General features: G+C 60.9%; 17 protein-coding genes. 4 read left to right on the top strand and 13 right to left on the bottom strand.

The window, feature by feature from the left end; all coding sequences use genetic code 11:
* Nucleotides 1-8 precede the first annotated feature (8 nt).
* From cobJ to QEN58_RS11365, 9 genes are read right to left on the bottom strand one after another with little or no spacing between them, the layout of a single operon-like run.
* Nucleotides 9-758, bottom strand: a complete 750-nt coding sequence (gene cobJ, locus QEN58_RS11325) for a precorrin-3B C(17)-methyltransferase (protein ID WP_280103767.1) — start codon at nucleotides 756-758, stop codon at nucleotides 9-11.
* A complete protein-coding gene (locus QEN58_RS11330; protein ID WP_280103768.1) occupies nucleotides 755-1480 on the bottom strand; it encodes a precorrin-2 C(20)-methyltransferase in 726 nt (241 codons plus the stop codon). The genes cobJ and QEN58_RS11330 overlap by 4 nt, the downstream gene beginning before the upstream one ends.
* A complete protein-coding gene (locus QEN58_RS11335; RefSeq protein WP_280103769.1) occupies nucleotides 1477-2106 on the bottom strand; it encodes a precorrin-8X methylmutase in 630 nt (209 codons plus the stop codon). Before QEN58_RS11335 ends, QEN58_RS11330 begins: the two co-directional genes overlap by 4 nt.
* Nucleotides 2096-3259, bottom strand: coding sequence for a cobalamin biosynthesis protein CobG (locus QEN58_RS11340; protein WP_280103770.1), 1164 nt, complete (start codon nucleotides 3257-3259; stop codon nucleotides 2096-2098). The genes QEN58_RS11335 and QEN58_RS11340 overlap by 11 nt, the downstream gene beginning before the upstream one ends.
* Nucleotides 3237-7106: a cobaltochelatase subunit CobN gene (cobN, locus tag QEN58_RS11345; RefSeq protein WP_280103771.1), complete on the bottom strand. Its 3870-nt coding sequence runs from the start codon at nucleotides 7104-7106 to the stop codon at nucleotides 3237-3239. The genes QEN58_RS11340 and cobN overlap by 23 nt, the downstream gene beginning before the upstream one ends.
* Nucleotides 7106-8212 (bottom strand): cobalamin biosynthesis protein CobW, encoded by a 1107-nt coding sequence (gene cobW, locus QEN58_RS11350; protein ID WP_280103772.1) that lies wholly within the window; start codon nucleotides 8210-8212, stop codon nucleotides 7106-7108. The genes cobN and cobW overlap by 1 nt, the downstream gene beginning before the upstream one ends.
* Complete coding sequence (locus QEN58_RS11355) at nucleotides 8199-9587, bottom strand: cobyrinic acid a,c-diamide synthase CobB (protein ID WP_280103773.1); 1389 nt, start codon at nucleotides 9585-9587, stop codon at nucleotides 8199-8201. Before QEN58_RS11355 ends, cobW begins: the two co-directional genes overlap by 14 nt.
* Nucleotides 9587-10180, bottom strand: coding sequence for a cob(I)yrinic acid a,c-diamide adenosyltransferase (cobO, locus tag QEN58_RS11360; RefSeq protein WP_280103774.1), 594 nt, complete (start codon nucleotides 10178-10180; stop codon nucleotides 9587-9589). The genes QEN58_RS11355 and cobO overlap by 1 nt, the downstream gene beginning before the upstream one ends.
* Nucleotides 10177-11973, bottom strand: coding sequence for an AAA family ATPase (locus QEN58_RS11365; RefSeq protein ID WP_280103775.1), 1797 nt, complete (start codon nucleotides 11971-11973; stop codon nucleotides 10177-10179). The genes cobO and QEN58_RS11365 overlap by 4 nt, the downstream gene beginning before the upstream one ends.
* A gap of 401 nt (nucleotides 11974-12374) precedes the next feature.
* Here QEN58_RS11365 and QEN58_RS11370 point away from each other — a divergent pair, with 401 nt between their 5' ends.
* From QEN58_RS11370 to QEN58_RS11380, 3 genes are read left to right on the top strand one after another with little or no spacing between them, the layout of a single operon-like run.
* Nucleotides 12375-13334, top strand: coding sequence for an ABC transporter substrate-binding protein (locus tag QEN58_RS11370; protein WP_425270328.1), 960 nt, complete (start codon nucleotides 12375-12377; stop codon nucleotides 13332-13334).
* Nucleotides 13331-14395 carry a FecCD family ABC transporter permease gene (locus QEN58_RS11375; RefSeq protein ID WP_280103777.1) on the top strand — a complete coding sequence of 355 codons (1065 nt, stop codon included), beginning with the start codon at nucleotides 13331-13333 and terminating at the stop codon, nucleotides 14393-14395. Before QEN58_RS11370 ends, QEN58_RS11375 begins: the two co-directional genes overlap by 4 nt.
* Complete coding sequence (locus QEN58_RS11380; protein ID WP_280103778.1) at nucleotides 14395-15159, top strand: ABC transporter ATP-binding protein; 765 nt, start codon at nucleotides 14395-14397, stop codon at nucleotides 15157-15159. The genes QEN58_RS11375 and QEN58_RS11380 overlap by 1 nt, the downstream gene beginning before the upstream one ends.
* A gap of 33 nt (nucleotides 15160-15192) precedes the next feature.
* Here the strand turns inward: QEN58_RS11380 and QEN58_RS11385 are convergent, their stop codons facing one another.
* Nucleotides 15193-15804: a Yip1 family protein gene (locus QEN58_RS11385; RefSeq protein ID WP_280103779.1), complete on the bottom strand. Its 612-nt coding sequence runs from the start codon at nucleotides 15802-15804 to the stop codon at nucleotides 15193-15195.
* A 167-nt stretch (nucleotides 15805-15971) separates the two neighbouring features.
* On the opposite strand from QEN58_RS11385, the gene QEN58_RS11390 reads away from it, so the two are divergent.
* Nucleotides 15972-16862, top strand: coding sequence for an NAD-dependent epimerase/dehydratase family protein (locus QEN58_RS11390; RefSeq protein ID WP_280103780.1), 891 nt, complete (start codon nucleotides 15972-15974; stop codon nucleotides 16860-16862).
* 3 nt (nucleotides 16863-16865) lie between these two features.
* Here the strand turns inward: QEN58_RS11390 and QEN58_RS11395 are convergent, their stop codons facing one another.
* Genes QEN58_RS11395 through QEN58_RS11405 form a run of 3 tightly spaced genes read right to left on the bottom strand, consistent with a single transcriptional unit; the run spans nucleotide 16866 to nucleotide 19464 of the window.
* Nucleotides 16866-17636, bottom strand: a complete 771-nt coding sequence (locus tag QEN58_RS11395; RefSeq protein WP_280103781.1) for an ABC transporter ATP-binding protein — start codon at nucleotides 17634-17636, stop codon at nucleotides 16866-16868.
* Nucleotides 17636-18607, bottom strand: coding sequence for a FecCD family ABC transporter permease (locus QEN58_RS11400; RefSeq protein WP_280103782.1), 972 nt, complete (start codon nucleotides 18605-18607; stop codon nucleotides 17636-17638). The genes QEN58_RS11395 and QEN58_RS11400 overlap by 1 nt, the downstream gene beginning before the upstream one ends.
* Nucleotides 18607-19464 (bottom strand): cobalamin-binding protein, encoded by an 858-nt coding sequence (locus QEN58_RS11405; RefSeq protein WP_280103783.1) that lies wholly within the window; start codon nucleotides 19462-19464, stop codon nucleotides 18607-18609. The genes QEN58_RS11400 and QEN58_RS11405 overlap by 1 nt, the downstream gene beginning before the upstream one ends.

A 19464-nucleotide genomic window follows, 5' to 3' on the forward strand; every position in this document is an offset into this window, starting at 1 on the left:
CAATACGCTTAATCAGCCGAGCGCGGCGTATACACCAGCGGTGCCCCGGCTCGCTCTATCAATCGCGTCTGCTGGGAACCGACGATGACCAGCGTGCGCATATCGGCCATGTCCGGCGTCGCCTCACCTAGGGTGGTGACGCGAATCGACTCTTCCGGCGTTGAAACCGCCCGGGCGAAGATGATCAATCGATCCGGCCCGCAGGCCTCCCGCAGTATGTCCAGCGTGCGCTCGAAGCCCGCTGGGCGCGCCTTGGAGCGCGGGTTGTAAAACGCCATGGCGAAGTCGGCCTCGGCAGCCAGGCGCAGGCGCTTTTCAATCAGTGCCCAAGGCTTCAAATTGTCGGATAGGTTAATACAACAGAAGTCATGCCCTAGCGGCGCACCAACGCTGGCACTGGCGGCCAGCATGGCGGAAATACCCGGCAATACCTGAATATCCAGCGTGCACCACTGGGCATCGCCCACTTCCAGCGCCTCGAATACCGCAGCAGCCATGGCAAATACGCCGGGGTCACCGGAAGACACCACCACTACCCGATGCCCCTCAAGCGCCAGCTGTAGCGCCTGCTCCGCCCGGCGGATCTCTTCGCGGTTGTCCGAGCCGTGGCGGACTAATCCAGCCCGTGGCGCGACCCGGTTAACGTAGGGCACATAGCCCACCACGTCGGTGGCATCCAATAGCGCGGCCGTTACCTCTGGGGTAATCATGGCCTCGGAGCCCGGCCCCAGGCCGACAATTTTCAGCCAGCCGCTCATGGTCGCCTCCCGTGGCCATGGATCAGCACAATCGAGAAGTACGGCACGCTCTCACCAACGTCCGCCAGCGGCATTACGCGTTGTTGCGTCATGGCGGCGTACTCGATCAGCCATGCCTCTCCTTCGCGACCAGCGTGAACCAGTGCTCGCCGGAGTTTGGCCAGGTTGCGGCCAATCTTCATCACCACCAGCGCATCAGTCTGCGCGATGCGCTCGGCCAATGCCTCTTCCGGTAGCGTGGCCATCAGCACGGTCAGGATGTCATCGCCCCAGGTAATTGGCTGCCCGGTGGCTGTCCAGGCTGCCGACATACCGGTAATCCCCGGCACCACCGAGACAGGCACGCGGTTTAGCAGTCGCGTATAGAGATGCATAAAGGAGCCGTAGAAGAACGGGTCGCCTTCACACAGCACCACCACATCGCACCCGGCCTCTGCCATCTCGACGAGCTGGGCCACGCTGCGTTCGTAAAAGGCCGCCAGCAGCTCATTGTAGCGTGGGTCGTCGAAGGGAATTTCCGTGGTGACCGGGTATTCCATGGGCAGCTCGATGGCACCGGGTGGGATCATACCCTCCACGATAGTGCGTGCATGGCCGCAGCGGCCCTTTTTACGGAAATACGCCACGTGGGTCGCCCCGCGTATCAGGCGGTCGGCGCGCACGCTCATCAAGTCTTGGCTGCCTGGCCCCAGGCCAACGCCGTATATCGTTCCCTGGGTCATTCGATACGATCCGCCATGGCGTTGATGGCCGCCACCGTCACGGCGCTGCCGCCCAAACGCCCGCGGACGATGCAGCTGGGCAGTGTCGGGTTAGCCAACAGCGCTTCCTTGGATTCCGCCGCGCCGACAAAGCCTACCGGGCAGCCGATAATCGCCGCCGGGCGCGGGCACGCCGGGTCTTCGAGCATATTGAGCAGATGAAACAGCGCGGTGGGCGCGTTACCAATGGCGACCACGGCGCCTTCCAGGTGCGGCCGCCAGAGTTCCAGCGCCGCCGCCGAGCGGGTGTTGGCCATTTCCTGGGCGAGGCCGGGCGTGCGCTCATCGTTGAGGGTGCAGATAATCTCGTTGTCAGCGGGCAGCCGCTTGCGGGTGATGCCTTCGGAGACCATGCGGGCATCGCAGAGAATCGGTGCGCCCTGCTCTAACGCGACACGAGCCTTATTAACCACGTCATTTTGAAAATGAATATGCGCGGCCAATTCCACCAGCCCGGCGGCGTGAATCATGCGCACCGCCACGGTCTCTTCTTCCACTGAAAAGCGGCCAAGCTCGGCTTCACTGCGAATAATCGCAAACGATTCCCGGTAAATCGCCGGGCCACTGGTTTCGTACTTATAGGGCACCCAAACTCTCCAAATAACGTATAACTTCAGATTCACTCAGCCCGGTGGCCTGCGGTGCGCTATCGGCGCGCCCATTGATTATCACGTCAAAGCGACCATCGCGGCCGGTAAGACACAGTGCTGCCGGTCGTTGGCGGGCGCAGCCTTTAGCGCAGCCGGATATATGCACGGTTCCTTTCACCCAGCCGCTTAGCTTCTCGGCAAGCGGCTGGGTGGCGACACTCGCTTGTTCACAGGAGGGCGCGCCAGGGCAGGCGTCCATCGCTAGCCGCGGGTCGCTATTATGGCGGATCAAGCCATCAGCTGCAGGCAGTGTATCGCAATCCTTCAACAACAGGCGTCGCCAGGGCGTGACCTGCACCGCACTGATACTTGTTTGGGAGCCATTTGTCGGGGAGACCGCCTCACGCAGCGTTTCAGCCGCCACTCGGCCAAAGGGAAGCCCCACCACCATGCCCTCACGATGTTCACCCAACGCCAGCTTCTCGCCGGGAGCTGCAGGGGCGGTATCGGCAGGCGCCCAGTCGGGCAGCGGTGCGGTATGCCGCCGCATACGGCCTGACGCCCAACCGCCGGTAGCCACGAACCAGTGGGTCAGGCGTATCAGCTGCTCGACGGCGGCGCCAACATCGCTCACTGCCGTGCCTAGCGCGTGGCCATCGGCGCGTACCAGCAGGCCACCTTCCGTTGAGCGCTCGATGCGAAAATCGGCGGCGCTGTCGCCGAGCACCGGCGCTTTTCCCGCGTCAATGGCGATACCGACTTTGCCGGGCATGGCGGCTAATTCGCTACCCCGCGCCTGCAACAGGCAGGCAATGGTAGGGGTGTCATCGCCGTTTTGCCAGGCGGGCGCCAGCATCAGTTGTGGCTGGCGTTCTGCTTCCGGGTCGCCGCTCACTAGTTGATGTTCGACCAGAAACGTCATCAGCGGCGGCCAGCTTTCGTCGCTCACCCCACGCAGCTGCAGGTTGGCCCGGCTGGTCAGCTCGATTAAACCGCTACCGAAGGTCTCGGCGGCGTCGCACAGTGCCTCTACCTGCTCCCGCGTTAGCTGGCCCAGCGGCGGGCGCACCCGCACCAGCAGGCCATCGCCAGTGGCCATGGGTCGCCACGCGCCGGGGCACCAGCCTTTAATGCGCGGGCTGGGAGGCATGACCATTGGTCTCTTTGGCTTCGTCCATTTCCAGCAGCAGATCCTGAAGTGCTTGGCCGTGCTCGCCGGGGTCTTGCCACATGCCTCGCTGGGCGGCTTCGAGTAAGCGCTCGGCCATCTCTTCCAGAGCTGCGGGGTTGTGGTCGCGCAGAAACTGCTGATTGGCGGCGTCGAGCACCAGGGCGTCGCTTACCTGTGCGTACTGGTAGTCGGCAATCAGGTCGGTGGTGGCGTCGTAGGCAAATAGGTAGTCCACCGTGGCGGCCATCTCAAAGGCGCCTTTGTAGCCGTGCTCGCGCATGGCGTTGATCCATTTGGGGTTCAGCACCCGTGAGCGAATCACCTTTGCCAGCTCCTCTTTCAAGGTGCGAATCTTGGGCATCGCAGGGTTGGCGTGGTCGGCGTGGTAAATCTCCGGCGCCTTTCCGCTCAGCGAGCGGGTGGCGTTGGCCATGCCGCCCTGGAAGGCGTAGTAGCTGTTGGAATCGAGAATATCGTGCTCGCGGTTATCCTGATTTTGCATCACCGCATCCAGCCCTTGGAGCTGCTGCTCGAAGGCACCGCGCGCGGCGGTACCGGAGGCCTTGAACTGACCGTAGGCGTAGGCGCCTGCACCCATGTAGGCCTCGGCCAAATCGTCGGCGCTGTCCCAGGCGCGGTTTTCAATCAGCCGGTTGAGGCCCGCGCCGTATTCGCCGGGCTTGCTGCCGAAAATACGGTAGCTCGCCTCCTGGGCGGCCATCTCCGGGCTTAGCCCCTGGTCTTCCAGCTCTTGCTGGCGGGAAAGCACCGCAGCGCGGATGGTGTTGCTGTTACCCGGCTCTTCATAGCGCGCCACCGCCTGAACGGCGGCGTCAAACAGGCGAATCACGTTGGGGAAGGCGTCGCGGAAGAACCCGGACACCCGCAGCGTGACGTCTACCCTGGGGCGATTGAGCAGCATCGAGGGAATGACTTCAAAGTCGCTCACCCGCTGGGAACCCAGCGACCAGAGGGGACGCACGCCCATCAGCGCGAAGGCCTGGGCGATGTCATCGCCGCCAGTGCGCATGGTCGCAGTGCCCCAGATGGATAGCCCCAACCGCCGCGGATAGTCGCCGTGATCCTGCAGGTAGCGCTCGACAAACGCCTGGGCGGATTTTTCGCCCAGCGTCCAGGCGGCGGGCGATGGAATCGAGCGGTTATCGACACTGAAAAAGTTGCGCCCAGTGGGCAGCGTATCCAGCCGCCCCCGGCTGGGCGCACCGCTGGGCCCGGCAGGCACGAAGATGCCCTCGAGGCCGTCGAGCAGCGACTGAAGCTCCATCTTCACGCCGCGCTGCATGGTGACCCATAGCTGGTCGCGGGCGTAGCGCAGCTGCGCTGCCGTAGCGGGGTAATCTCGGCCCAGGTCGTCCAGGCAGCCGTCTGCCAATACGTAGTCGGCCACCCAGCGTTCGGCCAGCAGTTCCAGGCGCTCGCGGGCATCCGCCCCGGTGCGCCAGGGGGTATCGAGCTGCTGGCTTAAAATAGCTGGTTTGGGCCCCTGCCAAGGCTCGCTGCCCGCGGCTAACGGATCAAAATCCAAGCCTAAATCGCTGGCCAGGTTGTGCAGCAGGCCGCGGCTGGCCACCGTTTCGCCCCGGGGGAGCCGCAACAGTGCCACCAAGGTGCCCGACCGCTTCTCTTCCGGAGGCAGCGTGCCGAGTATGTGAAGGCCGTGACGAATCTGCGATTCCTTGATGTCGCACAGGAAGGTGTCCAGCTCGTTAAGAATCTCGGCGTCATCAGCGCTATCCACGGCGTGCGCCAGCTCCTGGTCGATACCGGTATCACGCAGGTGGGCGAGAATCTGGCTGCGTATCAGCGCTTCCCGGCGGGGATCCATATCCAGCGCTTGGTAATATTCGTCGGTGAGCGCTTCAAGCTCGGCCATAGGGCCGTAGAGTTCGGCCCGCGCCAATGGCGGCATCAGGTGATCTATAATCACCGCCTGACTGCGGCGCTTGGCCTGGGCGCCCTCACCGGGGTCGTTGACGATAAACGGATAAAAGTGCGGCAGTGGCCCCAGAGCAATATCCGGCCAGCAGTCGGCGCTCAAGGCGATGCTTTTACCCGGCAGCCATTCTAAATTACCGTGCTTGCCCACATGGATAACCGCATCGACCTGGTAGTGCTCACGCAGCCAAAAATAAAACGCCAGGTAACTGTGCGGCGGCGCCAGCTCCATATCGTGGTAGGACTGGGTGAGATCGTCGATAAAGTCGCGTTCCGGCTGGATACCCACAAAGGTCTCCCCCAGACGAATACCGGCGATCATCAAGCGTCCCTGGCGACATTTGGGGTCTTCGTGAGGCGCGCCCCAGCGCGTCCATACGGTTTCCTGCAGCTCGCTGGGCAGGGTTTGAAACCAGGCCAGGTAGTCATCAACGCTGATGCTCTGCCAGCAGGCGCGCTGGTCGAGGCTGGCGTGGTCGTTGGTTACCGCGCCCTGAAGCTGGCGGATCAATTCATCGCCGTTTTCCGGCAGCTCGCTGAGCGGGTAACCCGACGCTTTCAGGGCGCTGAGAATCTGCAGCGTCGACGCAGGCGTATCCAGCCCGACCCCGTTACCGATCCGGCCATCACGATTGGGGTAGTTGGCCATGATCAGCGCGACACGCTTTTGCCCGTTGGGGGTCAGTCGCAGCGAACAAATGCGCCGCGCCAGCTCGGCCACAAAGGCGGCCCGCTCCGGGTGGATCACGTGGTGGGTCACCGCCAGTTGGCAGCGCGGGTTGTAGTGGGCTTCGGCTTTAAAGCCCACGGCCCGGGTGATGATGCGGCCATCCATTTCGGGGAGCACCACCTGCATCGCCACATCGCGACTATGCAGCCCGGCAGCCATGCCCTGCCAGTCTTCACTGGTGCTGCTGGCAAGAATCGCCTGGAGCACGACCGGACGCCCTACAAACAGACTGTTTTGAAGGTCAGCGGGTAATTCTTCACTCCCCTCTTTACCCTGGGCATCGACCTGGTCGGCGTTACGATTGACCGCAAAGCTCGTGGTGTTAATTACCAGCATCGCGCCGGTCTGCTCAATCAGGTGATTGATAAAATCAATGCACGGCCCTTCTTTCAGGGACGCCACGGCCACCGCTAACGGCTCAAGCCCCTGGTCTTTAAGCGCTGCGATCATGCCGTCGGGCACAGCGGTGTTCGCCCCCTGTAAATGGCTGCGATAAAACAGCAGCAGGCACACCGGCCGCCCGGGTACCTGGCGATCGCGCCACTCGCTGAGGCTGGACGCCTGCTGCTCCTGCGGCGCATAAATCACCGCTGGCGGAATGACCTTGGGCTCCTGCCAGTCACCCAACGACCTATCTATACACTCGCTGGCCATATACTCATTGGCGACAAAGCGTAGCAGCTGCTCGGCGTTATCGGTACCGCCCTCGCGTAGGTAGCGCCACACGCGATACGCGTCATCGAAGGCGATGGTGGAGTCTTCCAGCAGGGCGTCATCGGGGGCATCGCAGCCCGGCACCAGTATCAGTTGGCGCTCGGGTTTGGCTGCCGCCCAGGCCAGCAGGCGTTCGTGGCCATACTGCCAGTAGGCCTTGCCGCCCAGCAGCGAGACGATGACCAACTGAGCCTTTTCCAGCACCCGATCTTCGTAGAGATCGTAGGCAGCGGGTTTTACCAGGTTCATCCAGTTGGCCAACCGCACCGAGGGGTACGCTTCGCCCAGACGATCAACCGCCTGGGCCAGCGCCGAGAGATTGCTATCGGCGGCGGAGAGTATCACGACCTCGGCGGGGCTCTGTTGCAGGTCGATGATGCCTTCATCATCGACAAAGCCTCCGGGCTTGGCGGCAAATAAGTGCATTAGGTAGCCGTTTGAACCTCTGCTTCAGCCAGCGCATCACGCAGCGCTGCACTATCCAGGTGTTTGCCAATAATCACTAATTGGGTTTGGCGGATTTCGTCCTGAGCCCACAGTCGGTCGAAGTAGCCTTCCAAACGCTCTCCCACCGCTTGAATCACTCGGCGCATGGGCTTGCCCGGAATCGCCGCAAAGCCCTTGGCGCGGTATATCTCGTGGCTTTTCAGCAGTTGCTGGAGCTTCTCGGCCAGGATATCTCCATCGACTTCGCCCAGGGTGATCACGCAGGAATCAAAATTATCGTGGGCGTGATCGTGGTGAGCGCCTTCGGCGTGGTGCTTGTCGTGGTGATTGGTAATGCTATCGATGTTTTTTTCGCTGGCTGCACCGATGCCCATCAGTGCTTCCAACTGGGTGGTGTCGGTGGTCTGGGTCTGATCGATAAATAGCGTTTTCACCGAGGCCGTCACCCGTGCCTGAATCACGGCTTCCACCTGTGTGCGCTCTTCCGGGCTGAGCAGGTCGGCCTTGCTGACCAGCACCAGATCCGCCGCGCTAAGCTGGTCATCGAGCAGCTCGCGCAGGCTGGGGTCGTGATCCAGGCTCTCGTCGGCGAGGCGCTGGGCGGCCACCTTGTCCACGTCGCTGGCATAGCGCCCGGCGGCCACGGCGGGGCCGTCGATCACGGTAATAATCGCATCCACAGTGCAGTGCTGGCGCACGTCGGGCCAGTTGAACGCCTGCACCAGTGGCTTGGGCAGCGCCAGGCCGCTGGTTTCGATCAGGATGTGGTCGATATCGTCGCGGCGGGCGACCAGCTTTTTCATGACCGGCAGAAACTCTTCTTCCACGGTGCAGCAGATACAGCCGTTGGCAAGTTCATAGATGCTGCCGTCTTCTCCGTCTAGCTGCCCGCCTTCGCTACCCTCTTCACACCCCAGCGCACAGCTGCGCAGCAGGCTGGAGTCGATATCCTGTTCGCCAAACTCATTGACGATCACGGCGATCCGTTTGCCGGTCACCTGACGCAGAATATTGGCCAGCAGCGTTGTTTTACCGCTGCCCAGGAAACCAGTGACGACCGTGGCGGGAATTTTATTGAGTTGCATGGGTAAATGCCTCGCTAAGAAGTTGCTGTTCGGCGTGCGCCTGGGTTGATAAAAAAGGCGTTGATGAAAACAAGCGAGCCACAGCGTCAGGATTATTAGGGAAAAACAGGTGCAAATAGGTCGCCGTCAGGCGCTTTTGGCGGTAAATCGCCTCCCCCGGTGCGGGGTGCCGCTGGCGGCGGCCGTGGCCAATCGGCTCGGGGGTGCCTTCCGCCATGGAGCGGTGGTGCGCATGGCCGCGAACCGGGCCTTCCGGCAGCTCGGCGGTTTGCATCCCCTGGCAGCCCCGCCGCCCGCGCATGGCGCCTTGCCCAGGCAGCAGGCCCAGCATGGTGTGGGTAATATCGTCGTAGTCGGTCAGGGTTTCCAGACAGTACAGCAGCCCGCCACACTCGGCCAGAATGGGTTTGTCGGCACTATAGAACGCATCAATGGCCGAACGCATGGCGCCGTTATTCGCCAGCGTTTGAGCGTGAAGCTCCGGGTAGCCACCGGGCAGCCACAGGGCGTCGCATTCGGGCAGGTGGCTATCCGTCAGCGGTGAAAAGAAGCGCAGCGTCGCGCCCATCTGCTCCAGCAGGTCGAGGTTGGCCTGATAGACAAAGCTGAAGGCGGCGTCCCGGGCCACGCCAATGGTGTGGCCGTTGAGCAACGGCTTAGCGGCCGCAAGTTGTTCCTGGGGGGCGGTAAAGGTCACCGGTGAAAGCGCGGCGAGCGCGTCCAGCAGCCCGGCGGCTTCCAGCGCTTTGGCACCCGCCTCAAAGCGGGCTTCCAGATCCTCTCGAATCTCCGCCGCCTGGACGAGGCCCAGGTGGCGCTCGGGGAGCGACAGCGCGGGGTCGCGAGGCATGGCGGCCAGCAGAGGAATCGTCGGCGGCAGCGCGTCTTCGATCAACTCCCGATGTCGCGCCGAGCCGCAGGCATTGGCGATCAGCCCGGCGATATGAATGTCGTCGCGAAAGCTGGCCAGCCCCGAGACCAGCGCGGCGGCGGTCTGGGCCATGCCTTTTACATCCATGACGATCGCCATGGGAATATCGAACAGAGCCGCTAGATCGGCGCTGGAGGGCTCGCCGTCGAACAGCCCCATAGCGCCTTCCACCAGGATCAAGTCCGCTTCACAGGCGGCGTCATAAAAGCGCTGGCGGCAGTAGGCCTCGCCTGCCATCCATAGATCCAGCTGATCCACCGGCTGGCCGGAGGCCTGGGCGAGTATCTGCGGGTCAAGGTAGTCCGGGCCGGTCTTGAACACTCGCACCACCTTGCCCTGGTTGCGCAATAGACGCGCCAGGCCCGCGGTGACGGTGGTTTTGCCCTGGCCTGAGGCCGGGGCGGCGATAAACAGCGCGGGGCAGCGAGCGGTTGGCGTCGTCATCAGTATTCGATCCCCGCCTGGGCTTTGACGCCGCCGCGAAAGGCGTGGCGCTCATCTTGAACAACGCTGATGGTATCGGCGATTTCCTGCAGCGGCGTGACCATGGTGCGCCCGGTAATGATGACGTTCTGGTGTGCCGGGCGGCGCTTAAGTGCTTCCACCACCGGCTCGGGGTCGAGATAGCCGTACTTGAACATATAGCTCATCTCGTCCAGCACGATCAGTTGATAGGCGGGGTTTTCCAGCAGCCCTTTGGCGACCAACCAAGCGTCCTGGGCAGCTTCGATATCACGCTCCCTGTCTTGGGTTTCCCAGGTAAAGCCGTGGCCCATGATGTGCCAATCAAGCTTGGGATGATCACGAAAGAACAGGTACTCGCCGGTTTCGCGGCGGCCTTTGATGAACTGAATCACCGCGCACTGCTGACCGTGCCCCAGTGAACGCGCCATGGTGCCAAAGGCGGAGCTACTTTTACCCTTGCCGTTGCCTTTGAGCAGAATCAGCACGCCGCGTTCTTCCGTTGCCTTGCTGATGCGCTCATCGACCACGTCTTTTTTACGCCGCATACGATTGAGGTGGCTTGCGTCGCTCATGAGAGGTTCCCAGGTTGATGTGCAGAGACAGTAGGCGCCATAGAGGGTTTGCCAAACGAGGCAGGCCAGTAACGCGCGCCCAGCTGTTGGGCAATTCGCGCGCCCTGCCCGCATTTGACTCTGGACTGTTCGGTATCGATCAGCAGGCAGTCATCCAGCGGGGCGAGGTCGTCAACGGTTTCCCGGGTGCGGCCATCGGTAATCAGATAGGTGCGCACCTTCAGGCCGGGCTCGCGGCGCTGCCACTGGCGGATCAGCCGCTTGGCTTCAATGATGGCTTCCCGCAGCGGGGTGCCGCCACCGCCGTTGGCCGCCTCAAGCGTGCCCCGCGGGTTTTTGGGCGCCCGGCGGCGGGAGAGTATCGGCACCACGCCACCGTTGCCAAACCCCAGCACCGCGACCTGCTCCCGCGCGGCGTAGGCTTGGCCGACCAGCGATTCTACCAGCCCCTTTGCCTGGCCTAACAGGCGTTGCCCCAGGGTGGAACCGGAAGTGTCCAGCAACACCAGATGGGCAGTCGCCTGCCCGGCGCGGGACTTACGCATCTTTAGCTGCTGCCAGGGCCACTGGCCGCGATTGGCGATCAGCGTCGCGAACCCGTCCAGCCGCGAGGTCGCTACTTGGGAGCGGCCACGGCCTTGCGTTTGGCCGCTGCCCGACGTTGCCGGTGATTCGGCGCTGCTGGAAGCCTGGTTTAAAGTCTTGCTCGAAGGCTCGTCCGGCCAGGGCGACGCGGGGGAACTGATCACTTGCTGAGCCTGGGGCGGCATGGCGCCCCACTGGCCTGACCCGCCGTTTTGAGGGTCTGACGGGCCAGCGCTGTTGCGATGATCCTCGCCAACACCCGACGACCGATCAGGCGGCGTGGAAGGTGGCGGGCTTGAGGAACCCCCGCTTTGCTCGGGGGGTTGGGCGTCTGAACCAGCGTCTGATGAACGCGTCCGCCGGTGAGCAAGCACCCAGGGTTCAACCGTATCGATATCTGTCTGGCTAACGCTCGCCGCGCCTCGCCAGGCCGCATGGGCCTGGGCTGCCCGGTGCCAGGTAACGTCTGCCCGCATTCCCTCAACACCGGCGGCTTCGCAGCGCTGGGCAATCGTCGCGTAGACCCAGCTTTCGGTCGCCACCGTTGCCAGCGCCTGCTGGGCGTCTTCCAACTGCTGCATTAGCGCGGCCTGCTCGGCCGCAAACTGCGCTTTATAGGCCTCGGGGTCGCGGTCAAAGCCGTCGCGCTGCTGGACGATAGCAATACGCTCGTCGATGCTCATGGCACCCGTCTGCTCGAGGCAGAGGCCGAAACGGTCGAGTAACTGTGGGCGCAGCTCGCCCTCATCCGGGTTCATTGTGCCGATCAGGCTAAAGCGCGCCGGGTGGGAGTGGCTGATGCCATCGCGCTCGACCACGTTGACGCCACTGGCGGCCACGTCCAGCAGCAAATCCACCAGCATATCCGGCAGCAGATTGACCTCATCCACGTAAAGCACCCCGCCGTGGGCCTTGGCGAGCAAGCCGTCATGAAACGTGGCTTCGCGCTCGGCCAACACCTTGTTCAGATCCAGGCTGCCCACCAGGCGGTCTTCGCTGGCACCGAGGGGTAAAGTCACAAAGGGTGGTTTTTTGCCGCTTTGGTCTTTAGGCAAAACCTCTGCCAGCGCCCGCGCCAGGGTGGACTTCGCACTCCCCCGGGGGCCGCTGATCAACACACCGCCAATGCGGGGGTTAATAGCATTCAGCAACAAGGCGGTTTTCAGCGGTTTCTGACCGACCACCGCCGCAAACGGAAACTCACTCACCGGCACCTCCCGTGCTAGGCAAGCCTGCCAACCCACCGACCTTTGCTGAACACTTTGATGACCAACGGACTTGAGTTTGATTCATGATAACCAGGTGAGTAATGATAAAACCATTCATAAAGAAGTGATGACATAAAGGCATGCAGTATAGAGGAAGGCATGGCGGCGAAGCCAGTTTAGCTCCCAGGACCCACCCAAGAGACAGCCCAGATAAGCATAAGGTAAGATACGGCTGATCTTTGACATTAAGTCGATCAATTATGTTATAACATTACATATGTACGCTAATAAAAATGTTATTCGGCCATCAACTCTCTAGCCCACACGTTTACTGGAAGCCAGACATGAAGATCCTACGCTATCTGCTGACAGCGACATCGCTACTGCCCGCTTCTTACGCGATGGCCGATGCCACCAATTATCCCGTGAACTTAACCAACTGCGGTGTAGAGATAAGCGTTGCATCAGCACCCGAGCAAACGGTAACAGTGGGCCAATCAGCCACAGAGATTCTCTACTCGCTAGGGTTAGCTGATAGAGTGAATGGCACCTCGGTTTGGTTTAATCCGGTTCTTCCCCAATTTGCTGAGGCTAATGCCGAGATCGAGCGAATTGCCAACGACGACCCGAGCTTCGAGGCCGTGGTCAATAAGCGCCCTGATCTGGTGGCGGTACAGTACGAGTGGCACGTGGGCCCCACCGGCAGCGTGGCCAGCCGGGATCAGTTTCATGAGCTGGGCATCAACACTTACGTCATGCCCGCCGATTGCGACACCAAGGATAACTCTACCGGTGGCGATGGTACCCGCACCGCCGCCTTCTCGACGGAGTCCATCTATAAAGGGATCACCGAGTTAGCCGAGATCTACGATGTTCAAGACGCTGGCGAGGCGCTGATAGCCGACCTTACCGCCCGCGAACAGCGCGCTATCGACTTGGCGAGCAGCCTTGATTTAGCGGAAGACTTGTCGGCGGCATTCTGGTTTTCATCGACAGATCTGGGAGTTAGCCCTTTCGTGGCGGGGCAACTGGGGGCACCGGGGTATATGATGGAAAAACTCGGCATTCGTAATGTCATCGAGTCTGACGAAGAGTGGCCCACGGTGGGCTGGGAAAGCATCGCCAGAGCAGACCCCGATGTGCTTGTTATCGCCAGTATGGATCGCCGCCGTTTTCCCGCTGATGACATTGAAGCAAAACGTGAGTTTTTACGCAGCGACCCGGTCACCCGCGAGATGAGCGCGGTTAAAAATAACCGTATCGTCGAGATGGACGCCCACGCCATGAGCGCCACTATGCGCACTATTTACGGCCTTGAAACACTTGCCGAGGCACTATCCAATATGTCGTTTAACGAATGAGCATAGCGCTAACGAGGGCTACCTCCGCGCGCTTCGGGTTGCGTTGGCTATGGATAACGCCGCTGGTGCTGGTTACAGCGCTGATCGCGGGCACGGCCATCGGTGAGACACCGATTCCTGTGGATACCATTTTGAAAGTGCTCGCCAATCAGCTTTTAGGCGCCGATTACGCGGTTGACCGCATCGACGCGGGCATTATCTGGAACTATCGCCTCAGCCGCGCCGTGGTCGCCGCCTGTTGCGGAACCAGCCTGGCCCTGGCGGGAGTCGTGCTGCAGGCGCTGTTGCGCAACCCCCTGGCCGATCCTTACTTGATGGGCATTTCCGCCGGAGCCTCTACGGGTGCCGTTGCGGTGGCAGTTGCAGGCTTAGGCGCAGGGGCGCTTTCGCTCTCCCTGGGTGCCTTTGTGGGCGCCCTGCTATCCTTTGGCATTGTGGTGATGCTCGCCCATGCAGCCAACAGCGGTGTGGGTGGCGGGCGTGGCGTTCAGGCCGCAGGGGCGATTATTCTGGCAGGCATTGCAGGCTCGCAGCTGTTCAATGCGCTGACCGCTTTTATCATTACCACGTCAGCGAGCGCCGAGCAGGCGCGGGGCATCATGTTCTGGCTGATGGGCAATCTATCCGGGGTGCGCTGGGCCGATGTAACCTTGGCGGTACCTGCTGCGCTGTTCGGGCTGCTGGTTTGCCTGTGGCACCGGCGCTCCCTGGATGCGTTTACCTTCGGCGCCGACAGTGCCGCCTCCATGGGCATCGCCGTGCGCCCGGTGCGTGGCATGCTGATTATCGCCATGGCACTGGTCACGGCCGTGATGGTGTCTATCGTGGGAGCCATCGGCTTTGTTGGCCTGGTGATCCCCCACGCCATGCGTTTTATCGTCGGTAGCCGCCATACCCGGCTGGTACCGGCCACGGCCTTGGCTGGTGCGGTGTTTTTGATCGGCTCGGATATTCTTTCCCGGGTGCTGGTCTCCGGCCAAGTACTCCCTATCGGGGTGATTACCTCACTGATCGGCGCGCCTGCTTTTGCGTTTATTCTGGTTCGCGGCAAGAGGTCTTAATGCGATTAACGGCTGAAAAGCTTGCTTGGTCAGTGCACGGCACGCCACTGCTTGCTGACGTCAATCTTACCGTCGAGCCCGGCCAAACCTTTGGCCTGGTGGGGCCGAACGGCTCTGGGAAAACTTCCCTGCTGCGCCTGTTGGCAGGCTTGAACAAACCCAAGTCTGGCCGGGTGCTGGTTGACCACCAGCCAATGCACACCCTCAAGCAACGGGCAATCGCCCAGTCCATCGCTCTGGTGGAACAGCAGGCCGAAACTACCGACCGCATTACCGTGCGCCAGGTGGTCTCACTGGGCCGCACCCCCTTCCTTTCCGCGCTGCGCCCCTGGTCGATGGAAGACGATGCCATCGTGGCGCAGGCGCTGCGCGACGTTGATATGGCGCATATGACGGATCGTCTTTGGCATACCCTGTCGGGCGGCGAACGCCAGCGCGTGCATATTGCCAGGGCGCTGGCACAACAGCCTAAAATTCTGTTATTGGATGAACCCACCAACCATCTAGATATTCGCCACCAGCTGTCGATTCTTGAATTGGTCAGGCAACTACCAATCACGGTAGTTATCTCACTGCATGACCTTAACCAAGCCATGGAGTGTGACCGTATCGGCGTGATGGACGGCGGCCGCTTGATCGATAGCGGCCAGCCCCAAGACGTACTCACCCCCAACAGGCTAGAGCAAACGTTTGGTGTGCATGCGCGAATGATCGACGACCCTGCCGATGGCAAGCAGATAATGCTTTTTCGGAGTGCTATTTAAGCTAGCGCCAGTATCAAGCGCTACGGCGTCCATTCATCGGAAAAAATGCCAAACCACGCTGTGATCCGTGCCCATACTCCACAGAAGCACAATCACCACGAGCAGCGCCTCCAGTACCAAAACACCGATACCGAGCGTCGTTGTTGACAGTATAAACCCGCGCTCATGGCTGATACCCAAAAAGCTGGGGGTTCCCTTATAGAGTAGATAGGCGCTGTAGAGCAGCCCGATCACCATACCCAGCACACAAAACCAGAAAGCCGGATAGAGGGCAAAAACGCCACACAGGAACATCGGTGTCGCAATATAACCCGCGAAGATAATACAGTCGCGGCGGCTAGGTCGGTTCTCAATTCGGCGAGCCATCCAATGGATCATGCTGCCCACAATACCCACTGCCACTAGCATCAGCGCATAAAAAGCCACGCCTAAGGCGATACCGTTGGCAAGAGAGACTTTATAGGTTGCCGAGCCACCGTAAGTCCAGCCTACCTGGGTGGTGCCTATCAGGGCACAGACAACAGGAACGGCAGCGAGTAACAGAACATGGTGAGCATAGAGATGACTAACAGACTCATGCTCCTCGCTGATTTTATACCACTCCCGTTCAGGATGATGGAGAAGCCCCCAAACATGATTGACCATAACGACCTCCCGTTTTTGTAATCACGCTATTGTTAGGGTCAGACGCTGATTAATCGGATCAACAAGGTTCCGAATCATTTTTAGTGTAGAACACAAAATCATTTTCGGATGTGAGGATTTTTCTTTGCTAAGGTGAGTGGTTAAATCTATTCATTATTGGGGTTCATATGCGCATCCTGTTCACCGGCGGCAGTGGCAAGGCTGGCCGTCATGCAACCGCTTATCTTCGCGATCAAGGCCACCGCGTCACCAATCTGGACTGGGCCACATCTGATGTACCCGGTATTGCTACCCTGAAAACCGATCTGACCGATGCTGGGCAAGTGTTTAATGCGTGCCAGGCCTACGCTGGGTTCGATGAGCTGGAACCCGGCACCGGCGTGCCGCGCTATGATGCGATTGTCCACTTTGCGGCCATACCCGCCATCCTGCATCGGCCGGACAACGAGACCTACCGCATCAATGCGCTAAGTACCTACAACATTCTTGATGCCGCCACCAAGCTGGGCATCCCCAAGGTCATCTTCGCTTCCAGCGAGACCACCTACGGCGTCTGTTTCGCTGATGGCGAGCAAAAACCCGACTACTTGCCCGTCGATGAAGAGCACCCCACCGTGCCTCAAGATAGCTACGCCATGAGTAAGGTGGTCAACGAGGTGACTGCGCGCTCCTTCCAGGCGCGCTCGGGCATCGACATCTACGGCCTGCGCATCAACAACGTTATCGAGCCCCACGAGTACCGTCAGGATTTCCCAGCCTACATGGACGACCCCGCCCTGCGTCGCCGCAACATTTTCGCCTACATCGACGCCCGCGATCTGGGCCAGATGGTCGATTGCTGCCTGAAAACGGATGGCCTGGGCTACCAGGTGTTCAACGTCGCCAATAATGAACTGTCAGTGGGCCTGACCAATGCCCAGGTGATTGAACGCTTCTACTCAGGCGTACCCATCAAGCGCGAAATGGGCGAATTTGAAACCTTCTACAGCATCGAAAAAGCCCGCCGTCTGGTCGGCTTCGCACCCCGCCACGCTTGGCGAGATGAACTGGAGCAGTAAGCACTACTCTTTTATCGGCACAAACACCGGTGCGCCATCCACCTCTACCACTGCTAGCTTTTGGCGGTAGAGATCTTCCAGCGCGCTGGGCACCAGCATCCTATCCCGCGGGCCCCAGCACGCCTCGCCGTTGGGATAAAGCAGCAACACATGGTCGCACCAGCGGGCAGCAAGGTTGAGGTCGTGTAAGCACATGATGACCGCCCGGCCCTGGGCGGCCTGTTCTGCCATTAGCGCCATCACGGCACTCTGATGATGTAGGTCCAAGTGGTTAGTCGGTTCATCCGCCAGCCACACATTGGGTGCCTGCGTCAGCACCGTGGCAATCGCCACCCGCTGGCGCTCACCGCCAGAAAGTGTGCTTACCAAGCGGTCACGCAGGTGTGCTACATCCAGTCGCTCAAGGGCGGCTTCCGCGCGGGCGTAGTCTTCAGCCCCCTCCATCTGCCAGGGCGATAAATAAGGGTGACGGCCTATCAGCGCGGTTTCCAATACGGTCGCGGGAAAGCCATCCTGACGGTCTTGAAACACCACCCCCAATCGCTGAGCAACATGGCGGCGGCGCAGTTGACCAAGCGTGGCGTCATTAAGCTGAACACTGCCTGAACGCGGCGCCTGCAATCCGGCCAGGGTGTGTAATAGCGTCGTTTTACCCGCACCGTTAGGCCCTAGTACGCCCCACACTTGCCCTGGTTGGATGGTGATATTAATTGGCGTACCGCCTGCGCGGCCAGGCACATCGATGATGAGTTCGCGGGTAGCCAGTACGCTCATCAGCGGCTCCGGTAGAGCAGAAACAGGAAGGTGGGCACGCCCAATAGCGCGGTGATGACCCCAACGGGTAGCTGTTCCGGGGCGATCATCGTGCGCGCCAAGGTATCGGCCAACACCAACAATGTGCCGCCCGCCAATGCGCAGGCGGGCAGTATCAGTCGCTGGTCGTTGCCTAATAGCAAACGCAGTATGTGGGGCACGACTAAACCGACAAAACCAATGCTGCCTGCGGTAGTAACGGCAGCGGCGGTAAGCAAACTAGCGGCAACGTAAATGCACCACTCAAGCGGCCTGACCGCCACGCCCAGCGCGGCGGCTTGCTGCGGGCCACGGGCCAGCACATTGAGGCTACGCCCGAGTGGAATCAGCACCACGCAGGTGGCCAGTAACAGCAGTAACGGCGGCCAAGGCGTGCGCGCATAGGAGAGATCGCCCATGAGCCAGTAGAGCATGCCTGGCAGGCGTTCGGCGGGGCTCATAGCCAGCATTAGTGTAATTACTGCGCCCCACCCTGCGGCAACGACGACGCCGGTGAGCAGCAGCCGCGAAGGCGTCCAGCCGCCGCTGCCGTGGGCCAAGCCGAAGACTAAAAACGTCGAAAATAGCGCGCCGCCAAACGCCGAGCTTGAAATCGCCAGCCCGCCTAACCCACCGAGCATGGCCGCCAATGCACCGATAGAGGCACCGCCGGAAAGTCCGAGTACATAAGGGTCAGCTAGGGGATTGCGCAGTAGCACCTGCATTAAAGCACCGGCTACCGCCAACAAACCGCCAACGGCAAACGCCGAAAGCGCTCTGGGCAAGCGCAGCTCCATCACCATGGTGCGCGCCAGTGCATCGCCTTCGCCTTGTAACAAGTCCCAAATTTGCGCAGGAGAAATCTGCGCGCTGCCGACGCCTAGCGCTAAAAGTAGCGCTGCCAGCGCCGCTAGTAGTAGCAGACTAAGCGGGAGACCCAGGCGCGCTAGCATTAACTGCGCTCACGTTTTTGGCGGGCGATATCGAGCTTCTCACAGAGGATCTGGGTGCCCTCCATCAGTCGCGGTGTGGGCCGTTGAATCAGTGAAGGCGGCACAAAGAAGAGATTCTCCTCCGCCACTGCCGTCAAGTTCGGGTACTGCTCCCAGTGGGTCAGCCAGTGGCGATTCTCTTCGCCCATGCCACCGGCAATAATCGCTTCAGGATTGGCTGCCAGTACCGCTTCATCATCGATCCGCGGCACAAGGCGTGTTTGTTCGCCAAACACATTCTTGCCGCCACACATCTCAACCACTTGGCCGATCAGGTGCTGGTCGTTAACGCTCATTAGCGGCTCATCCCACACTTGGTAAAATGTGGTTACCGGCTCCCGGTCTCGGTAGCGCTCTTCAAGGGCCGCCATGGTCTCCCGGAAATTGTCGGCCACCGCCTGCCCGGCCGCTTCCGTTCCTGCCAACCGCGCCAAGCGCTCGATAGCACTAGCCACGCCCTCCATATCGCGGGGCTCAATGTAGAACACCGGCATGCCCAAGGCTTCTAGGGTTTCAAGCTGTTCAGCGGGGTTGCCGGTTACCCAGCCAATCACTAAATCCGGTGCCAAGCCCACCAGCTTTTCTAAATCGATCCGGGTATGGCTACCCACCGACGCTACTTGCTTGGCTTCCGGCGGATAGTCGCTATACGAGACGACGGCGACTACCTGATCACCCGCGCCAGCCGCATAAGTAAGTTCGGTTGCACCTGGCGAGAGCGTGGCAATTCGCTGAGCGGCATTGTAAAGACAGACCTCACGGTCACGATCATCCACTGCACAACGCGAGTGCTCGTTGGCGTGCGACACAGCTGCCAT

Source organism: Halomonas alkaliantarctica (assembly GCF_029854215.1).
Taxonomy (GTDB): domain Bacteria; phylum Pseudomonadota; class Gammaproteobacteria; order Pseudomonadales; family Halomonadaceae; genus Vreelandella; species Vreelandella alkaliantarctica_A.

Coding starts and splice junctions, on each gene's coding strand:
- cobJ (WP_280103767.1), bottom strand. CDS start 758: ATGAGCGGCTGGCTGAAAATTGTCGGCCTGGGGCCGGGCTCCGAGGCC.
- QEN58_RS11330 (WP_280103768.1), bottom strand. CDS start 1,480: ATGACCCAGGGAACGATATACGGCGTTGGCCTGGGGCCAGGCAGCCAA.
- QEN58_RS11340 (WP_280103770.1), bottom strand. CDS start 3,259: ATGCCTCCCAGCCCGCGCATTAAAGGCTGGTGCCCCGGCGCGTGGCGA.
- cobN (WP_280103771.1), bottom strand. CDS start 7,106: ATGCACTTATTTGCCGCCAAGCCCGGAGGCTTTGTCGATGATGAAGGC.
- cobW (WP_280103772.1), bottom strand. CDS start 8,212: ATGCAACTCAATAAAATTCCCGCCACGGTCGTCACTGGTTTCCTGGGC.
- QEN58_RS11355 (WP_280103773.1), bottom strand. CDS start 9,587: ATGACGACGCCAACCGCTCGCTGCCCCGCGCTGTTTATCGCCGCCCCG.
- cobO (WP_280103774.1), bottom strand. CDS start 10,180: ATGAGCGACGCAAGCCACCTCAATCGTATGCGGCGTAAAAAAGACGTG.
- QEN58_RS11370 (WP_425270328.1), top strand. CDS start 12,375: ATGGCCGATGCCACCAATTATCCCGTGAACTTAACCAACTGCGGTGTA.
- QEN58_RS11375 (WP_280103777.1), top strand. CDS start 13,331: ATGAGCATAGCGCTAACGAGGGCTACCTCCGCGCGCTTCGGGTTGCGT.
- QEN58_RS11380 (WP_280103778.1), top strand. CDS start 14,395: ATGCGATTAACGGCTGAAAAGCTTGCTTGGTCAGTGCACGGCACGCCA.
- QEN58_RS11385 (WP_280103779.1), bottom strand. CDS start 15,804: ATGGTCAATCATGTTTGGGGGCTTCTCCATCATCCTGAACGGGAGTGG.
- QEN58_RS11390 (WP_280103780.1), top strand. CDS start 15,972: ATGCGCATCCTGTTCACCGGCGGCAGTGGCAAGGCTGGCCGTCATGCA.
- QEN58_RS11395 (WP_280103781.1), bottom strand. CDS start 17,636: ATGAGCGTACTGGCTACCCGCGAACTCATCATCGATGTGCCTGGCCGC.
- QEN58_RS11400 (WP_280103782.1), bottom strand. CDS start 18,607: ATGCTAGCGCGCCTGGGTCTCCCGCTTAGTCTGCTACTACTAGCGGCG.
- QEN58_RS11405 (WP_280103783.1), bottom strand. CDS start 19,464: ATGGCAGCTGTGTCGCACGCCAACGAGCACTCGCGTTGTGCAGTGGAT.